This window comes from Kitasatospora sp. NPDC096204 (assembly GCF_044763205.1).
Lineage (GTDB): Bacteria > Actinomycetota > Actinomycetes > Streptomycetales > Streptomycetaceae > Kitasatospora.
The window spans coordinates 1-15843 of record NZ_JBIWFT010000071.1 but is presented as its reverse complement, the minus strand read 5'-3'; the positions used below and the strand labels follow the sequence as shown (position 1 = coordinate 15843).

The following is a 15843-nucleotide window of genomic DNA, read 5'->3' as shown; positions in this document are numbered from 1 at the left end:
GACGCTCGGCTGGGAAACCCCAGCCGAGCGTCTGGCTAAACTCATCGCGGCCTGATCAAACCGACCACGTGTTGCGACGACCGGTAGAAACCGCCAAGCCGTTCCGGGCCCTTCGGAGCGCGCTGAGCGGCGCGCGGAGTCGAACTACTGCCCGGCGGGCGCCTCAGCGGCCGCGTGGGCGCCGCGAGCGCCCTCCATGACCCCCTCGGCCTCGGCGGCGGCCGCCGAGGCCGCCTCGGCCCGCGCCAGGTCCTCCGGGGACGGCGTGGGCAGCGCGGCCAGGTAGGTGGAGGCGATCAGCTGGCCGACCGACGGGTACGAGCCCAGCGGCGCGGCCGACGGGCAGCCGGTCTCCTCGGCGGCGGTGGCGAGCAGCTCGGAGTCCGCCTCCGGGCCGATCACCAGCGGGGCCAGCGCCGGGCGCTGCGAGCCGGTCTCCTTGAGGTGGTTGACGGCCGCGGCCACCGAGCCGGGCACGTCGAGCGCGGCGGAGACGACCGGCACGGCCAGGCGGGCGGCCAGCAGCACGCCGGTGATGCCGGCCGCGGCGGCCGCGTCCTCGCCGCCGACGGTGGTCAGCACCACGCCGTCCGCGGCGGTCGCGATGGCGAACAGCCGGGCGCGGTCGGCCCGGGCCAGCCCGGCCTCGGACAGCCGGACGTGCACGGCCTCGGCCAGCAGCGGGTGCGGGCCCAGCGGGTCGGTGACGGGCGCGCCGTACTCGGCGGCGAGCGCGTGAAGCTCGGTCAGGAAGGTGTGCGGGCCGGGCACCAGCGGCACCAGGACGGGCATCGGCAGCCCGGCCTCGGCGGCCAGGGCCAGCAGCTCGGCCACGGTGCGGTCCTCGCCGTCCGCGCCCTCGGTGCCGTCACCCGGGAGGTAGCCGACCGCGGTCTGGACGCCGTTCTGCTCCGTACGGACGATCGAGAGCAGTTCCTCGACGACCGAGCGGGACTCGGGCCCGGCGGTCGCGGGCACGGCGAGCACCAGGGCCGGGGCGCCGGCCGGGATCTCGGGGCGCTCGGGACGACGATGGCGCCCCCGCGCACGGGAGCCTGGAGTGCGGACGGGCAGTGGCGCGCCCGGGATGGCTGCGGTGCTCATGCCGGAGATCGTAGGACATCTGCCCGTCAGGCTTGCAGTCGGCTGCCGTGCGGGATTCACGCGAGCGGGGTGCGGGCCCGGTGCGTCCTCGACGCCGGTCCGGGCGCTTTGCCTACAATCCGGACATTCTTCGCCCAACCCCCGCGCAGTCGCCCGTGGTTGCCTCGACGTGATCCGAGGGGCGGGCGTTGCACCCGGGGCGCGTGAGATGTCTCACAGCACGAGGGTGGTTTGACTGAGGGTCACGGGCGTGCGACTCCCGGCATTCGAAGATCAACATTCGGCGGGGAGGTGCTCACGGCCGGTTATCGCGAATCCGGCGATTCCATCGGCTATGTCCGTTTACGTACCGTCAGGAGAAGGGTCCGTGAAGAGTTGGCGCCTGCGGATAAAAGGCCTCGTGCACCTGCAATGTCTCGTGCTGATGCACGTGCACTGCGGCTATCATCGCGTCAAGTGAGGCGTTGTGCCGGACCGGTACGGGGCCGGTCCGTTCGTTTCGGCGGTGCCGGGGGCGCCGCGCTGGACGACAACTCCGGAGCTCTTCGGGAGACTTCTATGCACGACTCGCAGGACACACACGGTTCGTACGACACCTACAACGGGATGGCCGCCGCCGATCTCCAGGGGGTGGTCTGGCAGAAGAGCCTGCACAGCAACTCCCAGGGCAACTGCGTCGAGTTCGCGGCCCTGCCGGGCGGCGACGTGGCGATGCGCAACTCGCGCTTCCCGGACGGACCGGCCCTCATCTACACCCGGGCCGAGATCGCCGCCCTGCTGCTGGGGGCGAAGGACGGGGAGTTCGACCACCTGGCGGTCTGACCGGCCGCCGTGCTCCACCATCGGGGGGCCGTCGTGGGTGCCGACACCACGACGGCCTTTGTCTTTGCCTGCTCCGGATGCCCCTGCTCCGGATGCCCCTTCTCCGGAGGGCCGCCTCTCCGGACGACCGCTTCTCCGGAGGCCTCGTCCGGCGGCGTCCCGCGGAGCCGTGCGGCCGTCCTCTCATGCTTCGACGGCGCCGGAAGGTCTCGGCCGGGCCTGGTGGAAGGGCCCGGGGTGTGGTCCTCCCGGGGTTCCCGCGACCGGCCACACGCCGTCAGGCGCAGGGGCCGTCCCGGGCGGCAGGGTCCGGCCCGGGTGGCAGGGTCCGGCCCGCCCGCGCGACCCGTTCTAGGCCGAGCGCCGATGCCGTCCGCCGACCTCGACGGGCCCGTCGAGCGGTGAGCGGCCGCCGAGTCCGGGGTGTCCGTCCAGCGGGGAGCCGCCGACCGATTCCGCCTCGAACATCGCCCAGACCACCTTGCCGCTGCCCAGCGGGTGCCAGCCCCAGGAGCGGCTGAACGACTCCACCAGGTGCAGCCCGCGGCCCGACTCGGCGACGAAGTCGGCCTCCCGGGCGACCGGGCCGGTGCTGCTCGGATCGCTCACCGCGCAGACCACCTGGGGTGCGCGGTGCACGAGGCTTATTCGGATCGGGAGCCGGCCGTCCGGGGTCGGCTGTATGGGAAAGTCGTACTCGCCCTGGGCGCCGCCCGACGGGTCGGGCCGTGCGCCGATCGCATGCCGGAGCGCGTTGGTCACGAGTTCCGAGGCCACCAGCGCGACGTCGTCGAACAGCTCCGTCAGGCCCCAGCGCTGGAGCGTGGTCCGAGCGAAGTCGCGCGCGGTTCTGACGGCTTCGAAGCGAGGAGCGAGCGTGCAGGTGACCACAAGGGGGTCAACCGCCAAGGCCGTACCGGTGCTCATGAAGAGCTCCTCCCATAAGGGGGCGGACACGGCTGGACCCGCCGGGGTCATGCCGGTCACCTCCGACTCGCTCGGCCGCTCGGCCGCCCCCTCGACCAGGCGCGCGCGCACTCGAACGCCCGATGACGCGGGGGACGCCGTCGGGTCGGTGCACGGAGTCGCGCGTGGGGTCGACGCGGAGCCCGCGGGATTGCCAGGGATGTGCAGGTGCACGTGCACCATGGTGGTGTGCGCTCACTGCAGATGCAAGAGTCGATTCACGTGCAGTCGCACTATTGGCATATGCAAGCGCCGAATGCACGTGCATCCTGGTGTGTGGAGCGTAGAACTGATAGGAACATCCGTCAGTATCGGCACCGTGAGCGCTCAACTGATGGCAGACTGTGCGCTGTTTGCCCTAGGTGGAGGTTTCGACCGCATGACCACAGTTCAGCCGGGCGGCGGCTCGATGGTCCGCCGGATCCTCCTCGGCTCGCAGCTGCGCCGCCTGCGCGAGGCGCGCGGCATCACCCGCGAGGACGCGGGCTACGCGATCCGGGCCTCCGAGTCCAAGATCAGCCGCATGGAACTCGGCCGCGTCAGCTTCAAGGAGCGCGACGTCGCCGACCTGCTCAGTCTGTACGGCGTGGACGACGGCATCGAGCGGGAAGCCCTGCTCGGCCTCGTCCGCGAGGCCAACAAGTCCGGCTGGTGGCACAGCTTCAACGACGTGCTGCCGGGCTGGTTCCAGACCTACGTCGGCCTGGAGGAGGCCGCCCAGCTGATCCGCACCTACGAGGTGCAGTTCATCCCCGGGCTGCTTCAGTCCGAGGAGTACGCACGGGCGGTTTTCGGCCAGAGTCGGCCGGTCATCAGCGAGGAGGAGGTCGAACGGCGGGTCAGTCTCCGGCTGCGCCGCCAGAAGCTGCTGGCCGAGGGCGCCAGCCCGCGCCTGTGGGCGGTCATCGACGAGGCCGCGCTGCGCCGGCCGGTCGGCGGGCCCAAGGTGATGCGTGGTCAGGTGCAGTACCTGATCGACGTCGCCGAGCAGGCCAACGTGGTGATCCAGGTCATGCCGTTCCGGTTCGGCGCGCACGCGGGCGAGTCCGGGGCGTTCACGATCCTGCGCTTCCCGGAGCAGGACCTCGCGGACGTGGTCTACCTGGAGCAGCTCACCAGCGCGCTCTACCTGGACAAGCGCGACGACGTCGACGCCTACATCCAGGTCATGGAACGGCTCTGCGTGGACAGTCTCACGCCGGAGCGCACGATCGACCTGCTCGCCTCGATCCTGAAGGAACGCTGAGTCGCTGCCGTCCGGGGCCTGTGAACCCCCTCTCTCACGAGGCCCCCCGGCAGTCGGTCGCCAGGCCGCCCACCCGCGGTCAGCCGCGGGCCGGCGGCCGTTCGCGTTCCGGCGGCGACGGCTGCGGCGGGCGGCCCAGCTCCCAGGGCAGGTCGTAGCGGCGGAAGAGGTCGGCCCGGATCGGTGCCAGCGGGATCTCGGCGCCCGGCAGCAGCACCCCGATGCAACCGCCCATCAGCGCGCTGCGCAGCACTGCGTGCTCGGCGACCGGGTCGGGTGCGCCCCAGTCCCGCAGCAGTCCCTGGAGGATCGCGCCGAGCTGTTGCTGCTCGGGGTCCTGGACGAAGGCGCCGGTGTCCGGGTCGAGGATCAGTGCCAGGTGGGAGCGCATCACCCGGGGGTGGTCCAACGCCAGTTCGAGCACGGCGTCGATCGCCCGGGCCAGCCGGGCGTCGGGGGAGGAGTCGGGGGCCAGTTCCGCCAGCGCGCCGGCCAGCGACTGGTGCATCATCCGGTGCGTCGCGGACTGCATCAGCAGCCGTTTCCCGTCGAAGTAGTACGAGAGCAGCCCGCGGGCGAGGCCGGCCCGCTCGGCGATGTCGGTCAGTGTGGTGCCCGCGTAGCCGCGCTGATCGACCAGCTCGACGGTGGCCCGCATGATGCGGCGGCGGGAGCGCTGCCGCATCTCCTCATTGACCGAATCCCCGCGAGGTGCCATCGTGTCTGCTCCGAACGTTCATTGGTTTCGAGCCAATATACTTGCGGAGCCGAAAGCCGCACCGAGGAACCGTGCCCCGAGGGACATGGTCCGGGCGGCCGCCACGAAGACGGCCGGCTCCACCGACACGGGGGTTTGGTGGAGCCGGCTCCATGGCCCCGCGGCCCGGATGCCGACCGCGCGGGGCCGGGGGTCAGCGCCTGGTCAGGACTTCGGCCCGGGCCTCGGTCGACCCGACCGGTGCACCTATGGGGTCAGGTGAGGTCGCGGGGTTCGGCACGGTCACGGGAGTCGACGCGCGGTGCCGGTCGACCACGGCGCCCACCGCCGCGACCGCCAGGCCGAGGAGCGCGACCGCCGTGACGAACAGCAGCGCCGGCCGGTAGCCGTCCAGCTGGGCCTGCGGGCTGTCGCCGCCCGCGCTGCCGGCCGCGATCATCGCCGTCGCTCCGGCCAGCACCACTGCGGTGCCGACCTGGATGGCGGTGTTCACCAGGCCCGAGGCCAGGCCCTGCTCCTCGTCGGCCACGCCGGCGGTGGCGGCGATGTTCACCGAGGGGAAGGCGAACGCGAAGCCCACGCCGAGCAGCAGCATCGAGGGCAGCACCAGACCCGGGTACGAGCTGTGCTCGTCCAGCCGCAGGAACAGCGCGAACGCGGCGACCAGTGAGAACACGCCGATCGGCAGCAGCCGCCCGGTGCCGAAGCGGTCCACGATCGGGCCCATGAAGGGGGCCGAGAGCGCGATGATGGCCCCGGCGGGGAGCAGCCCGAGGGCCATCTCCAGGGCCGACCAGCCGAGCAGGTGCTGGAGGTAGAGGGTGACCACGAACTGGAACCCGCCGTACGCGCCGGCCATCGCGAAGGCGACCACGTTGGCCCGGGCGATCGAGCCGTTGCGGAAGATGCCGAGCCGGACCAGCGGGTGCGCGGTGCGGCTCTCCACCCGGAGGAAGGCGGCGGCCAGCGCGGCGACGACGAGCAGCGAGCCGAGGGTGCGCGGGCTCAGCCAGCCGGCGCCCTGGGCCTCGGTGACGGTGAACACCAGCAGCAGAACGGTCGCGGTGCCGGTGATCGCGCCCAGCGCGTCGTAGCCGCCCTTGGCGCGCTCCTCGACCGGCCGGGGGAGCAGCCGGACGGCGAAGAGCAGGGCGAGCAGCGCGACCGGGACGGGCATCAGGAAGGTCCAGCGCCAGCCGACCGAGGTGAGCAGGCCGCTGAGCACCAGTCCGAGCGAGAAGCCGCTGGCGCCGCAGGTGGTGTAGATCGACAGCGCGCGGTTGCGGGCCGGGCCCTCCGCGAAGGTCGTGGTGATGATCGACAGGCCGGCCGGGGCGGTGAAGGCGGCGCTGACGCCCTTGAGGAAGCGGGCCGCGATCAGCAGGCCGCCGTCGTCGACCAGGCCGCCGACCAGTGAGGCGGCGGCGAACACGCCCAGGGCCACCAGGAACACCCGGCGGCGGCCGAGCAGGTCGGCGGCGCGGCCGCCGAGCAGCAGCAGGCCGCCGTAGCCGAGCACGTAGCCGGAGACCACCCACTGCAGGGTGGAGGTGGACAGGTGCAGGTCGGCGCCGATGGACGGCAGGGCGACGCCGACCATGGAGACGTCCAGGGCGTCCAGGAACATGGCGGCGCAGAGCACGATCAGGGTGCCCCAGAGGCGGGGAGTCCAGTGCGGCCCGCTGGTTGACGGGGCGTCGGGTGGCGTGACGGTCGCGGTGGTCATGGGGAGGACAGTACATGCACATGCATTGAATGCAGAAGAATTAAATGTAGCTGCAACAATTGCCTGTGCATGTTAAGGTGGAGGGGTGGCTGAACTCGACTCCCCGGCGGAGGCCGGTCTCGTCGCGCGGTGGCGCGAGCTGCTGGCCCGGCAGGCCGCGACGGCCTGCGCGCTCGACCGCGAGCTGGGCGACCGGTACGGGCTGGGCATGAGCGAGTTCGAGGTGCTGGAGCGCCTCGTCGAGGAGTGCGGCGGCGGCAGGCCCGCGGTGCGGGTGAGCGAACTGGCCCACACCGTCCACCTGAGCCAGAGCGCGCTCTCCCGGCTGATCGCCCGCCTGGAGAAGGCCGGGCTGGTCACCAGGGCGATGTGCGAACGCGACCGGCGAGGTGTTCTGCTCACCCTCACGGAGGCCGGCCGGGAGCGCTACGAGCAGGCCAGGGTGCTCCACCGCCAGGTGCTGGAGCAGACCCTCGGTGACGGACGCGGCCCGTCCTGCGCACCGCCCTCCATCGACTGACGGCCCGTCAGAAGCGCTTCGCCGGGACGGAGGCGGCTCCGCGGTGGCGCTCGGCGCCTCAGAGCAGTGAGTGAAGTCCCGGCGCCGCGGCCAGCAGGAGGACCACGGCGGGCGCGGCGAGTGCCGCCAGGGTCAGCCGCAGCCGGTGCGGGACGGAGAGCCGCGGACGGCCCGCGAGCAGCCGGTCCACGCGCTTCGGGGACTGTGCCAGGCCGGGCGGGCAGGAGCCGAACACCCCGCGTTCCAGGTTGAGTTCGGCCAGTGCGAGGGCGGTGGTGTGCCGGCCGTGCCGGCGGGCGGCCCGGTCGTCGGCGGCCAGCTCGACCAGCTCCGCGACCTGGTCCCGGAAGGCCCTGAACACACCGACCCCGGGGAATCCGGAGGCGAGCGCCTGGGCGAACTGCTGGAGCCAGTGGTGTCGCGCCCGGACGTGGCCCCGCTCATGGCTCAGCACCGCCGCCAGCTCCCGGTCGGTCAGCTGCTGGAGGGCGCCGGTGGTGACCACCAGCCGGGAGTCCGGCCCGGGCAGCGACCACGCCTCCGGGCGGACGTTCTCCAGCACCACCAGCCGCTCCCGGCGGCTCCGCGCGGTCTCGATGGTGCCCGGCAACTCCGGGGAACGGGTCGACAGTTGGGCGTGCCGGCGATCGCGCAGCGCCTTGGCGGTGCGGACCTCCCGGGTGAGCGCCAGCACCGTCTGAACCCCGCCCGCGGCCAGCACCGCCGCGCACAGCCGACCCCAGCCCTCGCCGTCCTGGAGGGCGTACGCGGCTTCCACTCCGTGTGGTGCGCCCGCGAACACCAGCGCGCGCAGTTCCGGCAGGGCGGCGGAGGCGGCCAGAAGCAGGCCCAGCGCGCAGCAGAGCAGCACGGCCACCACCAGGCACTGCCACACCAGCAGGGCCAGCACCGGTTCGCGCTCCGCCCAGCGGGCCCGGGACAACAGCCGGGGAGCGACGGTCGAGAGCAGCAGGCCGAGCAGCAGCAGGCCGATCAGGGCAGGCATCGATGGGCTCCCCGAGTACGCACGGAACGCGACAACGCGCTCCCTGCCAACCTATGCGCTGGCGACGCCCGGTGGAACGGCTTTCGACCGGCCAGTGACCAACGCCACGCCCGCGCGGGGGCCTTGGGGTGCCGGTGCCGGTGCCGGTGCCGGTGCCGGTGCCCGGGCGGCGGGCGGGGCGGCGGGTCTGGTGCGCGGTCGTCACATGGTCAGGAGCATGGCGAACATGCCGATCCCCATGGTGAGCCGACAGGCCTGCGGCAGTCCGGCGGTGCCGACCGCGAGGGTGCCCGCCGGAGTGCGCAGCAACCGGCTTCCGGTCCAGATCGTGTAGCCGCCGAAGTAGAGGAGGAGCGCGCCGGTCAGCACCGGAAGGCCCAGGACGGCGGCGTGCCGGTGGCCGTGGCCGGAGGCGGTCGCCATCGCGAGGCCCATGTACGTCATGGCGAGCGCGCCGACCGCGTGGTGCAGCCGGTGCGCCCGGCCGGCCGGGGCGTGGGCGGCGGCGAGCAGGAACGCGGCGGCGGGGAGGCCGAAGAGTCCGGCCCAGACGGTGGCGGGGACGGTGGTGCCGGTGACGGCCATCGCGGCCATACCGAGCCCCATCAGGGCCTCGGCGGCGTCGGACTCCCGGGCGAGCGGTCGGTGCGTGCCGCCCGGGGCACAGGGGGAGTGGCGCAGCCGGGTCAGGCAGGAGGTGCCGGCCCCGGCGGCGAGGAAGGCGAGGAGCCAGTTGACCAGGGTGGGTCCGTGCAACGGCGGCCTCCCGGGGCGGTGGGCGACGGGGGCGGCGAACAGGCGACAGCGGACGGATGGCAGCTGACAGACGGCGACGAACAGCGTTCAGCGAACAGATGATGAAATCTGTCCGCTGTCATCTGTCACTGGTCAACTGTCATCCGTCGTCCATCAGCTGTCGACTGTTCGCCAACCCCCGTGCGCGGCGACGGACATCCGGTCCACGATCACCGCACCCGGCAGCGCGCGACCAGAGCGCGTACGGGGGCGCACGGTGGTGCCCACCGTTGCGAAAGCCCCGGCCGCACACCTGCCGCGCACCCGGCCGCACCCCGAGGCCGGCCTCCGGCGAGGGGCGCTCAGCCCTGGAGCCGCCCCGAGGCGACCACCCGGCTGAGGAACCGCCGGGTCCGCTCCTCCTGCGGATCGCCGAACACCTGCTCCGGCGGCCCCTGTTCGAGCACCACCCCGCCGTCCAGGAAACAGACCTGGTCGGCGACCTCGCGGGCGAACCCCATCTCGTGGGTGGAGAGGACCATCGTCATCCCCTGTTCCTTGAGGTCCCGCACCACCGACAGCACCTCGCCGACCAGCACCGGGTCGAGTGCCGCGGTGATCTCGTCCAGGAGCAGCAGCCGTGGCCCGGTGGCCAGCGCGCGCACGATGGCGACGCGCTGCTGCTGCCCGCCCGAGAGCCGGTCCGGGTACTCCTTGGCCTTGGCCGCCAGGCCGAGCCGGTCGAGCAGTTCCAGCGCCCGCGTCTGCGCCTCGGCCCGGGCGACCCGGTGCACCCGGCGCGGCGCGAGCGTGATGTTCTCCAGCACCGTCAGATGGGGGAACAGGTTGTACGACTGGAACACCACGCCGATCCGGCGCCGTACGGCGTCCTCGTCCGCGCGCGGATCGGTGATCTCCTCGCCGTCCAGGAAGATCGCCCCGTCGTCGATCCCCTCCAACAGGTTGACGCAGCGCATCAGCGTGGACTTGCCGGAGCCGGACGCCCCGATCAGCGCCGTCACCGAGTGCTCGGCCACGGTGATGTCCACGTCGCGCAGCACCACCTGGCCGCCGAAGGTCTTGCGCACCGACTCCAGTCGGAGCACCTCGCGCGACGTCACACCGCACCTCCCTGCGTCTGACGGCGGTTCATCCGGGCGGTCAGCCAGTCGGCGAACCGGGTCAGCGGAATGGTCAGCACGATGAACACCAGCCCCGCCACCAGGTACGGCGTGAAGTTGAACGACCGGGCCGCGATGATCTTCGCCGCGTACACCGCGTCGATCGCGCCGCCGATCGAGACCAGCCCGGTGTCCTTCTGGAGGCTCACCAGGTTGTTGAGCAGCGGCGGCACCACTCGCCGGACGGCCTGCGGCAGCACCACGTACCGCATCGCCTGCGCGTTGGTCAGCCCCAGCGACCGGGCCGCGGCCCGCTGGCTCGGGTGCACCGACTCGATGCCGGAGCGGAACACCTCCGACACGTACGCCGAGTACGTCAGCACCAGCGCCGCACCGCCCAGCAGCAGCGGATCGGTGGTCACCCCGGTCAGCCGCAGCGCCGGCACCCCGGTGATCATCACCAGCAGGCAGATGATCATCGGCAGCCCGAGGAAGAAGTCCACGTACGCGGTGGCCAGCAGCCGCACGGGCAGGAAGACCGGCCCGCGCAGCGTCCGCAGCACCGCCAGCAGCAGCCCGAACAGCAGGATCAGCGCCCCGCAGCCGAGCATCAGCTCCAGGTTCAGCCGCAGCCCCCGCAACACCTCGGGCAGCGCCTGGCGGGCGTAGTCGAGGTTGAAGAAGGTCCGCCGGGTCACCTCCCAGCCGGGGGAGTTGACGACCAGCAGGTACAGCACCACGGCCGTCACCAGGGTCGACGCGGTGGCGATCAGCGCCGAGCGGCGGGCCCGGGAACGCCGGTACGCCTCGTGCGCCAGCCGGCGCTCGGACGGGCGGTAGCCGTCCTCGGCAGCCAGCGCCTTGGCGAGCTCCACCGATCCCGCGCCGCCCGATCCCGCGCCGCTCGATCCCGCTCCGCCAGCCGCCTCCCCGCTCAGTTCGGGGCCCAGATCAGCGCTCACTTCAGCACCGGTGCCGAGACGGCGTCGGAGAGCCACTGCTTCTCCAGCTTCGCCAGCGTGCCGTCGGCACGCAGCGCGTCCACCGCCTGCGAGACGCAGCCGGTCAGCTTGGAGCCCTTGTCCAGCACCAGGCCGAACTGCTCGGCCTTCGCGGCCGCCTCGAACTGGCCGACCACCTGGGCCTCGGGCACCTCGGCGCCGGTGATGTAGAAGGCCGTCGGCAGGTCCACCACGAGGGCCTCGATCTGGCCGTTCTTGAGCGCGGCCTTGGCCAGGTCGTTGGAGTCGAAGACGGCCGGCTGGATGCTCGGCTTGATGGTGTCGGTGATGGTGTCCAGGCTCGTGGTGCCGACCTGCGCGCCGAGCTTGGTGCCCTTGAGGTCGGCGATGCTCTTCGCGCCCGCCGCCTTGGAGTTCTTCAGCGCGATGACGGTCTGGCGCACGTCGTAGTAGCCGGAGGAGAAGTCCACCGCCTGCTTGCGCTCGTCGCTGACGGACACCTGGTTGATGTCGAAGTCGAAGTCCTTGGCGCCCGGCGCGGTCGCCTTGTTGAACGGCGCGACCACCCAGCTGACCTTCTCCTTCGGGTAGCCGAGCTTCTCGGCGACCGCGTAGGCCACGGCGGACTCGAAGCCCTTGCCGTTCTCCGGCTTGTCCTCGGAGAACCACGGGTCGTACGCGGGCTTGTCGGTGCCGACGGTCAGTGTCCCGGCGGTGCGCGTCGCCAGCGCCCCCGGCGCGCAGCCCGCCGCGGACCCGGCCGCGCCCGAGGCGCCGGAGGCGGCGTCGGACTTCGAGTCCTGCGGCGCGCAGGCGGTCAGCACGGCCGCGGCGGCGACCAGCGCGGCGATGGGCAGTACGGCGGACGGCTTGCGGAGGGTCATGACGGGGCTCCAGGGAAGGACCGGCGGGACGGGAACGAGGAGGGCACGGGAGGGCGCGACGGGCGGCCCGCATCCCGGCGGGTCACTTCCCCCGGTGGCGGCGCCGGAACACGCGCGGCATGGTCGGCGTACGGGCCCGCGTCCGCGGCGCCCCCCGAGCCGGACCGGCAGCGGCCGGGTCGGCGGCAAACCGGTCAACAACAGCGGCGACAGCGGCAGCGCGGGCCGCGCGCGCGACGGCGACGGCAGACGTGCCGGCCGAGGACGTGCCGACGGGAGGGCGCCCGGAAGGGGCCGTCGTGGCGTTCGGCCACCGTGATCACCGCCGGGAGCATGCCGGGAGGTTCGCATCAGAACGGCGCATCTGTCCAGAACATCCAGATCTCCGTCCACATGCCGGACAACCCGCTTCCCGCCGAAGGTTTCGACGCCGGAGCGGCAGCGCGCCGGAGTTTTGTCGGTCCTGACCCCCTTGAACAGGAGAACCTTTCGTACTTATGGTGTGCTCGTTGAAATAACTCCTGTCGAAGTGAGTCCACGATGCAGAATCTTTCGCCAAGGCTCGCTGTGGCGGCCGACGCCCCGGTCTCGACCCTCGCCGGCCACTCGGCCTGGCTGCGCCTGAAGGAGGCCGTCGAGACGCTGCGCCCGCTCCAGTCGAAGGACGGCTCGATCGACCTGTCCGCCGTCCAGCGGCACACGGTCGACCCGCTGGTCGCCACCGTCCGCGCCGCCGTCGAGGAGCTCGCCCCGAACTTCCCGCACGACGCCGCCTACCTCGCCGCCGTCGACACGGACCTCGCCAAGTGGGCCGACACCGGCTACCGCGAGCCCGACTTCCTGGACTCGCTGCTCGCCTTCCACCCCGCGGACCAGCGCGAGGACGGGCTCGAGCACCTGGTCGTCTTCCCGATGTACACCCAGAACGGCAACCCGAACCGCAACCTGGAAGCCGTCCTGCTGCAGGTCGTGTGGCCCGACTGGCTGGCCGAGCTGGAGCGCACCCGCTTCGACAACCCGATGTTCGTGCCGATCACCTTCACGGACTTCACCGCCGGCTACGACACCAACTCCGCCGTGCTCTTCCCCGAGACGGTCGCCGTGCGCAAGGCGCCGGAACGTTTCACCTGGGGCGGCATCTTCTGCGACCGCGAGGCGGCCCGCTTCCGCGCCGTCACCACCAGCGCCGTCCAGCAGCTCGGCCTGGAGATCCCGGCCGACGCCGAGGGCCTGCTCGAGGACCAGCAGCGCGCGCAGGAGACCTTCGTCCTGTGGGACCTCATCCACGACCGCACCCACAGCCACGGCGACCTGCCGTTCGACCCCTTCATGATCAAGCAGCGCAGCCCGTTCTGGATGTACGGCCTGGAGGAGCTCCGCTGCGACCTCACCACCTTCAAGGAGGCGGTGCAGCTGGAGGCCGAGGGCAACCCGCACGCCCGCGACGTCCAGTACGCGGTCCTCTTCGACCGCCTGTTCCGCTTCCCGGTCTCCGGCGACCGGGTGCGCAACTACGACGGCATGGGCGGCCAGCTGCTCTTCGCCTACCTGCACAAGCACGACGCGCTGCGCTGGCGTGACAACCGCCTCAGCATCGACTGGGAGCGCGCCCCGCAGGTCACCAACGCGCTCTGCGCCGAGATCGAGACCCTCTACCGCGACGGCATCGACCGGCCGAAGTCGGCCCACTGGATCGCCGCCTACGAGCTGGTCTCCCGCTACCTCACCCCGCACCCGGCCTCCACCTGGGCGAAGGGCACCGAGGCCCTGCCGCTCGACATCACCGACGGCAAGGCCCTCAACAAGGCCCTGTGCGACGCCGTGCTCCCGGACGAGTTCCCGCTGAGCATGTTCTACGAGGCCCTCAACAAGAAGCTGAGCGGCGTCATCGCCGCCACCGCCGGCATCACCGGCGCCGGGATCCAGGGAGCCGCCGCGTGACCACCTCCACCAACGCCCCGCTGGCCGGCAAGGTCATCGCCGTCGCCGGAGCCAGCGGCCCGGCCGGCCGCGCCGTGCTGCGCCGCCTCACCGCCGACGGCGCCACCGTGATCGGCGCCGACATCGACCCCCAGCGGCTGGAGTCCGCCCTGGACGCCACCCGGGTGGCCGTCCGCGGAGCCAAGGTCAGCGGCCAGGTGATCGACCTGCTCGACCCGCAGGAGGTCCACGACTGGGCCGACCACCTGGAGTCCGAGCACGGCCACGTCGACGGCCTGTTCCACCTGGTCGGCGGCTGGCGCGGCAGCAAGACCTTCTTCGACACCCGGCTGGACGACTGGGACTTCCTGCACGACACCGTCGTGCGCACCCTCCAGCACACCTCGCTGGCCTTCCAGCCCGCGCTGGTCCGCAGCACCGCCGGCCGCTACGCCATGATCTCCGCCTCGGCCGCGCACAAGCCCACCGCCGGCGGCGCCGCCTACGCGGCCGCCAAGGCCGCCACCGAGGCGTGGACCCTCGCCATGGCCGACTCCTTCAAGAAGGAGACCACCGCCCCCGACGGCGAGCCCACCGCGGCGGCTGCGATCCTGGTCATCAAGGCGCTGGTCAGCCCCGAGATGCGGGCCGAGAAGCCGGAGGCGAAGTTCGCCGGCTTCACCGACACCGCCGACCTCGCCGGACACCTCGCGGGCCTCTGGGACCGCCCCGCAGCAGAACTGAACGGACAGCACCTGTGGTTGACCCCACGATGACCGACCCCACCCGTACGGACGCGGTACGGCGGCACGACCCCGCCGTCCGCGGCTTCGCCAGCGACAACTACGCCGGGGTGCACCCGGAGATCCTCGCGGCGATCGCCCTCGCCAACGGCGGCCACCAGGTCGCCTACGGCGAGGACGACTACACGGAGCACCTCCAGGAGGTCTTCCGCCGCCACTTCGGCGAGAAGGCCGAGGCCTACCCCGTCTTCAACGGCACCGGTGCCAACGTGGTCGCCCTCCAGTCGCTGCTCCCGCGCTGGGGCGCGGTGGTCTGCGCCGAGACCGCCCACATCCACGTGGACGAGGGCGGCGCGCCGGAGAAGATGGGCGGCATCAAGCTGCTCACCGTCCCCACCCCGGACGGCAAGCTCACCCCCGAGCTGCTCGACCAGCAGGCCTGGGGCTTCGGTGACGAGCACCGCGCGCAGCCGCTCGCGGTCTCCATCACCCAGAGCACCGAGCTCGGCACCCTCTACACCGCCGACGAGATCCGCGCGATCACCGAGCACGCCCACCAGCTGGGCATGCTCGTCCACGTGGACGGCTCCCGCCTGGCCAACGCCGCCGCCTCGCTCGACCTGCCGCTGCGCGCCTTCACCACGGACGTGGGCGTCGACGTGCTCTCCTTCGGCGGGACGAAGAACGGCCTGCTGTTCGGCGAGGTCGTGGTGGTGCTCAACCCGGAGCGGGTGCGCAACATCAAGTACCTGCGCAAGACCTCGATGCAGCTCGCCTCGAAGATGCGCTTCGTCTCCGTCCAGTTCGAGGCGCTGCTCTCCGGCGACCTCTACCTCCGCAACGCCGGCCACGCCAACGCGATGGCCCGCCGCCTGGAGGCCGCGGTCCGGAAGATCGACGGCGTCGAGGTCGTCCGCCCGGTCCAGGCGAACGCGGTGTACGCGATCCTCCCGCGCGAGGTGAGCGAGCGGCTCCAGAAGCGCTACCGCTTCTACTTCTGGAACGAGCACACCGGCGAGGTCCGCTGGATGTGCGCCTTCGACACCACGGAGGCCGACATCGACGCCTTCGCGGCGGCCATCGTCGAGGAGATGGGCCGCGCCTGACGGCGCTCGGACGACGGATCGTCCCGTCCCGCGACAGCGGGGCGGGACGATTTGCATGTGGCGGGCCGGTCCCCGTACAGTTCCGGAGTCGCCGCGGGAGACCGGGGCGGCAAAGCGGAAAGCGAATCCGATGAATGAAACTCCGGAAAACGGAGCGGAAAGCATCTGATAAGCTGGAAACACGAAAGAACGAAGCCCGGAGGGTCCGCTGGAAGGCGGTCCGAAGGAAGCGTCCGTTCCTTGAGAACTCAACAGCGTGCCAAA

General features: G+C 72.0%; 14 protein-coding genes and 1 pseudogene. 6 read left to right on the top strand and 9 right to left on the bottom strand.

Features of this window, described 5'->3' with window-relative positions:
* Window positions 1-144: 144 nt before the first annotated feature.
* A complete protein-coding gene (locus ACIQ87_RS39520; protein WP_402417010.1) occupies window positions 145-1104 on the bottom strand; it encodes a hypothetical protein in 960 nt (319 codons plus the stop codon).
* Between the two features lie 558 nt (window positions 1105-1662).
* Between ACIQ87_RS39520 and ACIQ87_RS39515 the strand changes: the two genes are divergently transcribed.
* Window positions 1663-1926, top strand: coding sequence for a DUF397 domain-containing protein (locus ACIQ87_RS39515; protein WP_392875719.1), 264 nt, complete (start codon window positions 1663-1665; stop codon window positions 1924-1926).
* 462 nt (window positions 1927-2388) lie between these two features.
* Here ACIQ87_RS39515 and ACIQ87_RS39510 read toward each other — a convergent pair.
* Window positions 2389-2853: pseudogene (locus ACIQ87_RS39510) on the bottom strand (ATP-binding protein); the annotation flags it as partial.
* 418 nt (window positions 2854-3271) lie between these two features.
* Here ACIQ87_RS39510 and ACIQ87_RS39505 point away from each other — a divergent pair.
* Entirely contained in the window at window positions 3272-4138 is an 867-nt protein-coding gene (locus ACIQ87_RS39505) for a helix-turn-helix transcriptional regulator (RefSeq protein WP_188297256.1), read from the top strand.
* A gap of 79 nt (window positions 4139-4217) precedes the next feature.
* Here ACIQ87_RS39505 and ACIQ87_RS39500 read toward each other — a convergent pair whose 3' ends face one another.
* Both ACIQ87_RS39500 and ACIQ87_RS39495 read right to left on the bottom strand, forming a co-directional pair.
* The gene (locus ACIQ87_RS39500) at window positions 4218-4823 is read right to left on the bottom strand and encodes a TetR/AcrR family transcriptional regulator (RefSeq protein ID WP_402417008.1); all 606 of its coding nucleotides are present in this window, start codon (window positions 4821-4823) and stop codon (window positions 4218-4220) included.
* Window positions 4824-5049: 226 nt separating this feature from the next.
* On the bottom strand, window positions 5050-6582 hold the full coding sequence (locus ACIQ87_RS39495; RefSeq protein ID WP_402417006.1) for an MFS transporter: 1533 nt from the start codon (window positions 6580-6582) through the stop codon (window positions 5050-5052).
* 85 nt (window positions 6583-6667) lie between these two features.
* On the opposite strand from ACIQ87_RS39495, the gene ACIQ87_RS39490 reads away from it, so the two are divergent.
* Window positions 6668-7102, top strand: a complete 435-nt coding sequence (locus tag ACIQ87_RS39490; protein WP_402417004.1) for a MarR family winged helix-turn-helix transcriptional regulator — start codon at window positions 6668-6670, stop codon at window positions 7100-7102.
* 58 nt (window positions 7103-7160) lie between these two features.
* On the opposite strand, the gene ACIQ87_RS39485 is transcribed toward ACIQ87_RS39490, so the two are convergent.
* The 5 genes from ACIQ87_RS39485 to ACIQ87_RS39465 all read right to left on the bottom strand — a co-directional run bounded on the left by ACIQ87_RS39485 (window position 7161) and on the right by ACIQ87_RS39465 (window position 11810).
* Window positions 7161-8108, bottom strand: a complete 948-nt coding sequence (locus ACIQ87_RS39485; RefSeq protein WP_402417002.1) for a M56 family metallopeptidase — start codon at window positions 8106-8108, stop codon at window positions 7161-7163.
* A 201-nt stretch (window positions 8109-8309) separates the two neighbouring features.
* Complete coding sequence (locus ACIQ87_RS39480) at window positions 8310-8864, bottom strand: DUF5134 domain-containing protein (RefSeq protein ID WP_402417000.1); 555 nt, start codon at window positions 8862-8864, stop codon at window positions 8310-8312.
* A gap of 341 nt (window positions 8865-9205) precedes the next feature.
* Window positions 9206-9964, bottom strand: a complete 759-nt coding sequence (locus ACIQ87_RS39475) for an amino acid ABC transporter ATP-binding protein (protein ID WP_402416998.1) — start codon at window positions 9962-9964, stop codon at window positions 9206-9208.
* Entirely contained in the window at window positions 9961-10839 is an 879-nt protein-coding gene (locus tag ACIQ87_RS39470; protein WP_402417012.1) for an amino acid ABC transporter permease, read from the bottom strand. Before ACIQ87_RS39470 ends, ACIQ87_RS39475 begins: the two co-directional genes overlap by 4 nt.
* An 83-nt stretch (window positions 10840-10922) precedes the next feature.
* Window positions 10923-11810, bottom strand: coding sequence for an ABC transporter substrate-binding protein (locus ACIQ87_RS39465; protein WP_402416996.1), 888 nt, complete (start codon window positions 11808-11810; stop codon window positions 10923-10925).
* A gap of 540 nt (window positions 11811-12350) precedes the next feature.
* Between ACIQ87_RS39465 and ACIQ87_RS39460 the strand changes: the two genes are divergently transcribed.
* Genes ACIQ87_RS39460 through ACIQ87_RS39450 form a run of 3 tightly spaced genes read left to right on the top strand, consistent with a single transcriptional unit; the run spans window position 12351 to window position 15579 of the window.
* Entirely contained in the window at window positions 12351-13751 is a 1401-nt protein-coding gene (locus tag ACIQ87_RS39460) for a DUF6421 family protein (RefSeq protein WP_402416995.1), read from the top strand.
* Window positions 13748-14506 carry an SDR family NAD(P)-dependent oxidoreductase gene (locus tag ACIQ87_RS39455; protein WP_402416993.1) on the top strand — a complete coding sequence of 253 codons (759 nt, stop codon included), beginning with the start codon at window positions 13748-13750 and terminating at the stop codon, window positions 14504-14506. Before ACIQ87_RS39460 ends, ACIQ87_RS39455 begins: the two co-directional genes overlap by 4 nt.
* The gene (locus ACIQ87_RS39450; protein ID WP_392875748.1) at window positions 14503-15579 is read left to right on the top strand and encodes a threonine aldolase family protein; all 1077 of its coding nucleotides are present in this window, start codon (window positions 14503-14505) and stop codon (window positions 15577-15579) included. The genes ACIQ87_RS39455 and ACIQ87_RS39450 overlap by 4 nt, the downstream gene beginning before the upstream one ends.
* Window positions 15580-15843 lie beyond the last annotated feature (264 nt).

Coding starts and splice junctions, on each gene's coding strand:
- ACIQ87_RS39520 (WP_402417010.1), bottom strand. CDS start 1,104: ATGAGCACCGCAGCCATCCCGGGCGCGCCACTGCCCGTCCGCACTCCA.
- ACIQ87_RS39515 (WP_392875719.1), top strand. CDS start 1,663: ATGCACGACTCGCAGGACACACACGGTTCGTACGACACCTACAACGGG.
- ACIQ87_RS39505 (WP_188297256.1), top strand. CDS start 3,272: ATGACCACAGTTCAGCCGGGCGGCGGCTCGATGGTCCGCCGGATCCTC.
- ACIQ87_RS39500 (WP_402417008.1), bottom strand. CDS start 4,823: ATGCGGCAGCGCTCCCGCCGCCGCATCATGCGGGCCACCGTCGAGCTG.
- ACIQ87_RS39495 (WP_402417006.1), bottom strand. CDS start 6,582: ATGACCACCGCGACCGTCACGCCACCCGACGCCCCGTCAACCAGCGGG.
- ACIQ87_RS39485 (WP_402417002.1), bottom strand. CDS start 8,108: ATGCCTGCCCTGATCGGCCTGCTGCTGCTCGGCCTGCTGCTCTCGACC.
- ACIQ87_RS39465 (WP_402416996.1), bottom strand. CDS start 11,810: ATGACCCTCCGCAAGCCGTCCGCCGTACTGCCCATCGCCGCGCTGGTC.
- ACIQ87_RS39460 (WP_402416995.1), top strand. CDS start 12,351: ATGCAGAATCTTTCGCCAAGGCTCGCTGTGGCGGCCGACGCCCCGGTC.
- ACIQ87_RS39450 (WP_392875748.1), top strand. CDS start 14,503: ATGACCGACCCCACCCGTACGGACGCGGTACGGCGGCACGACCCCGCC.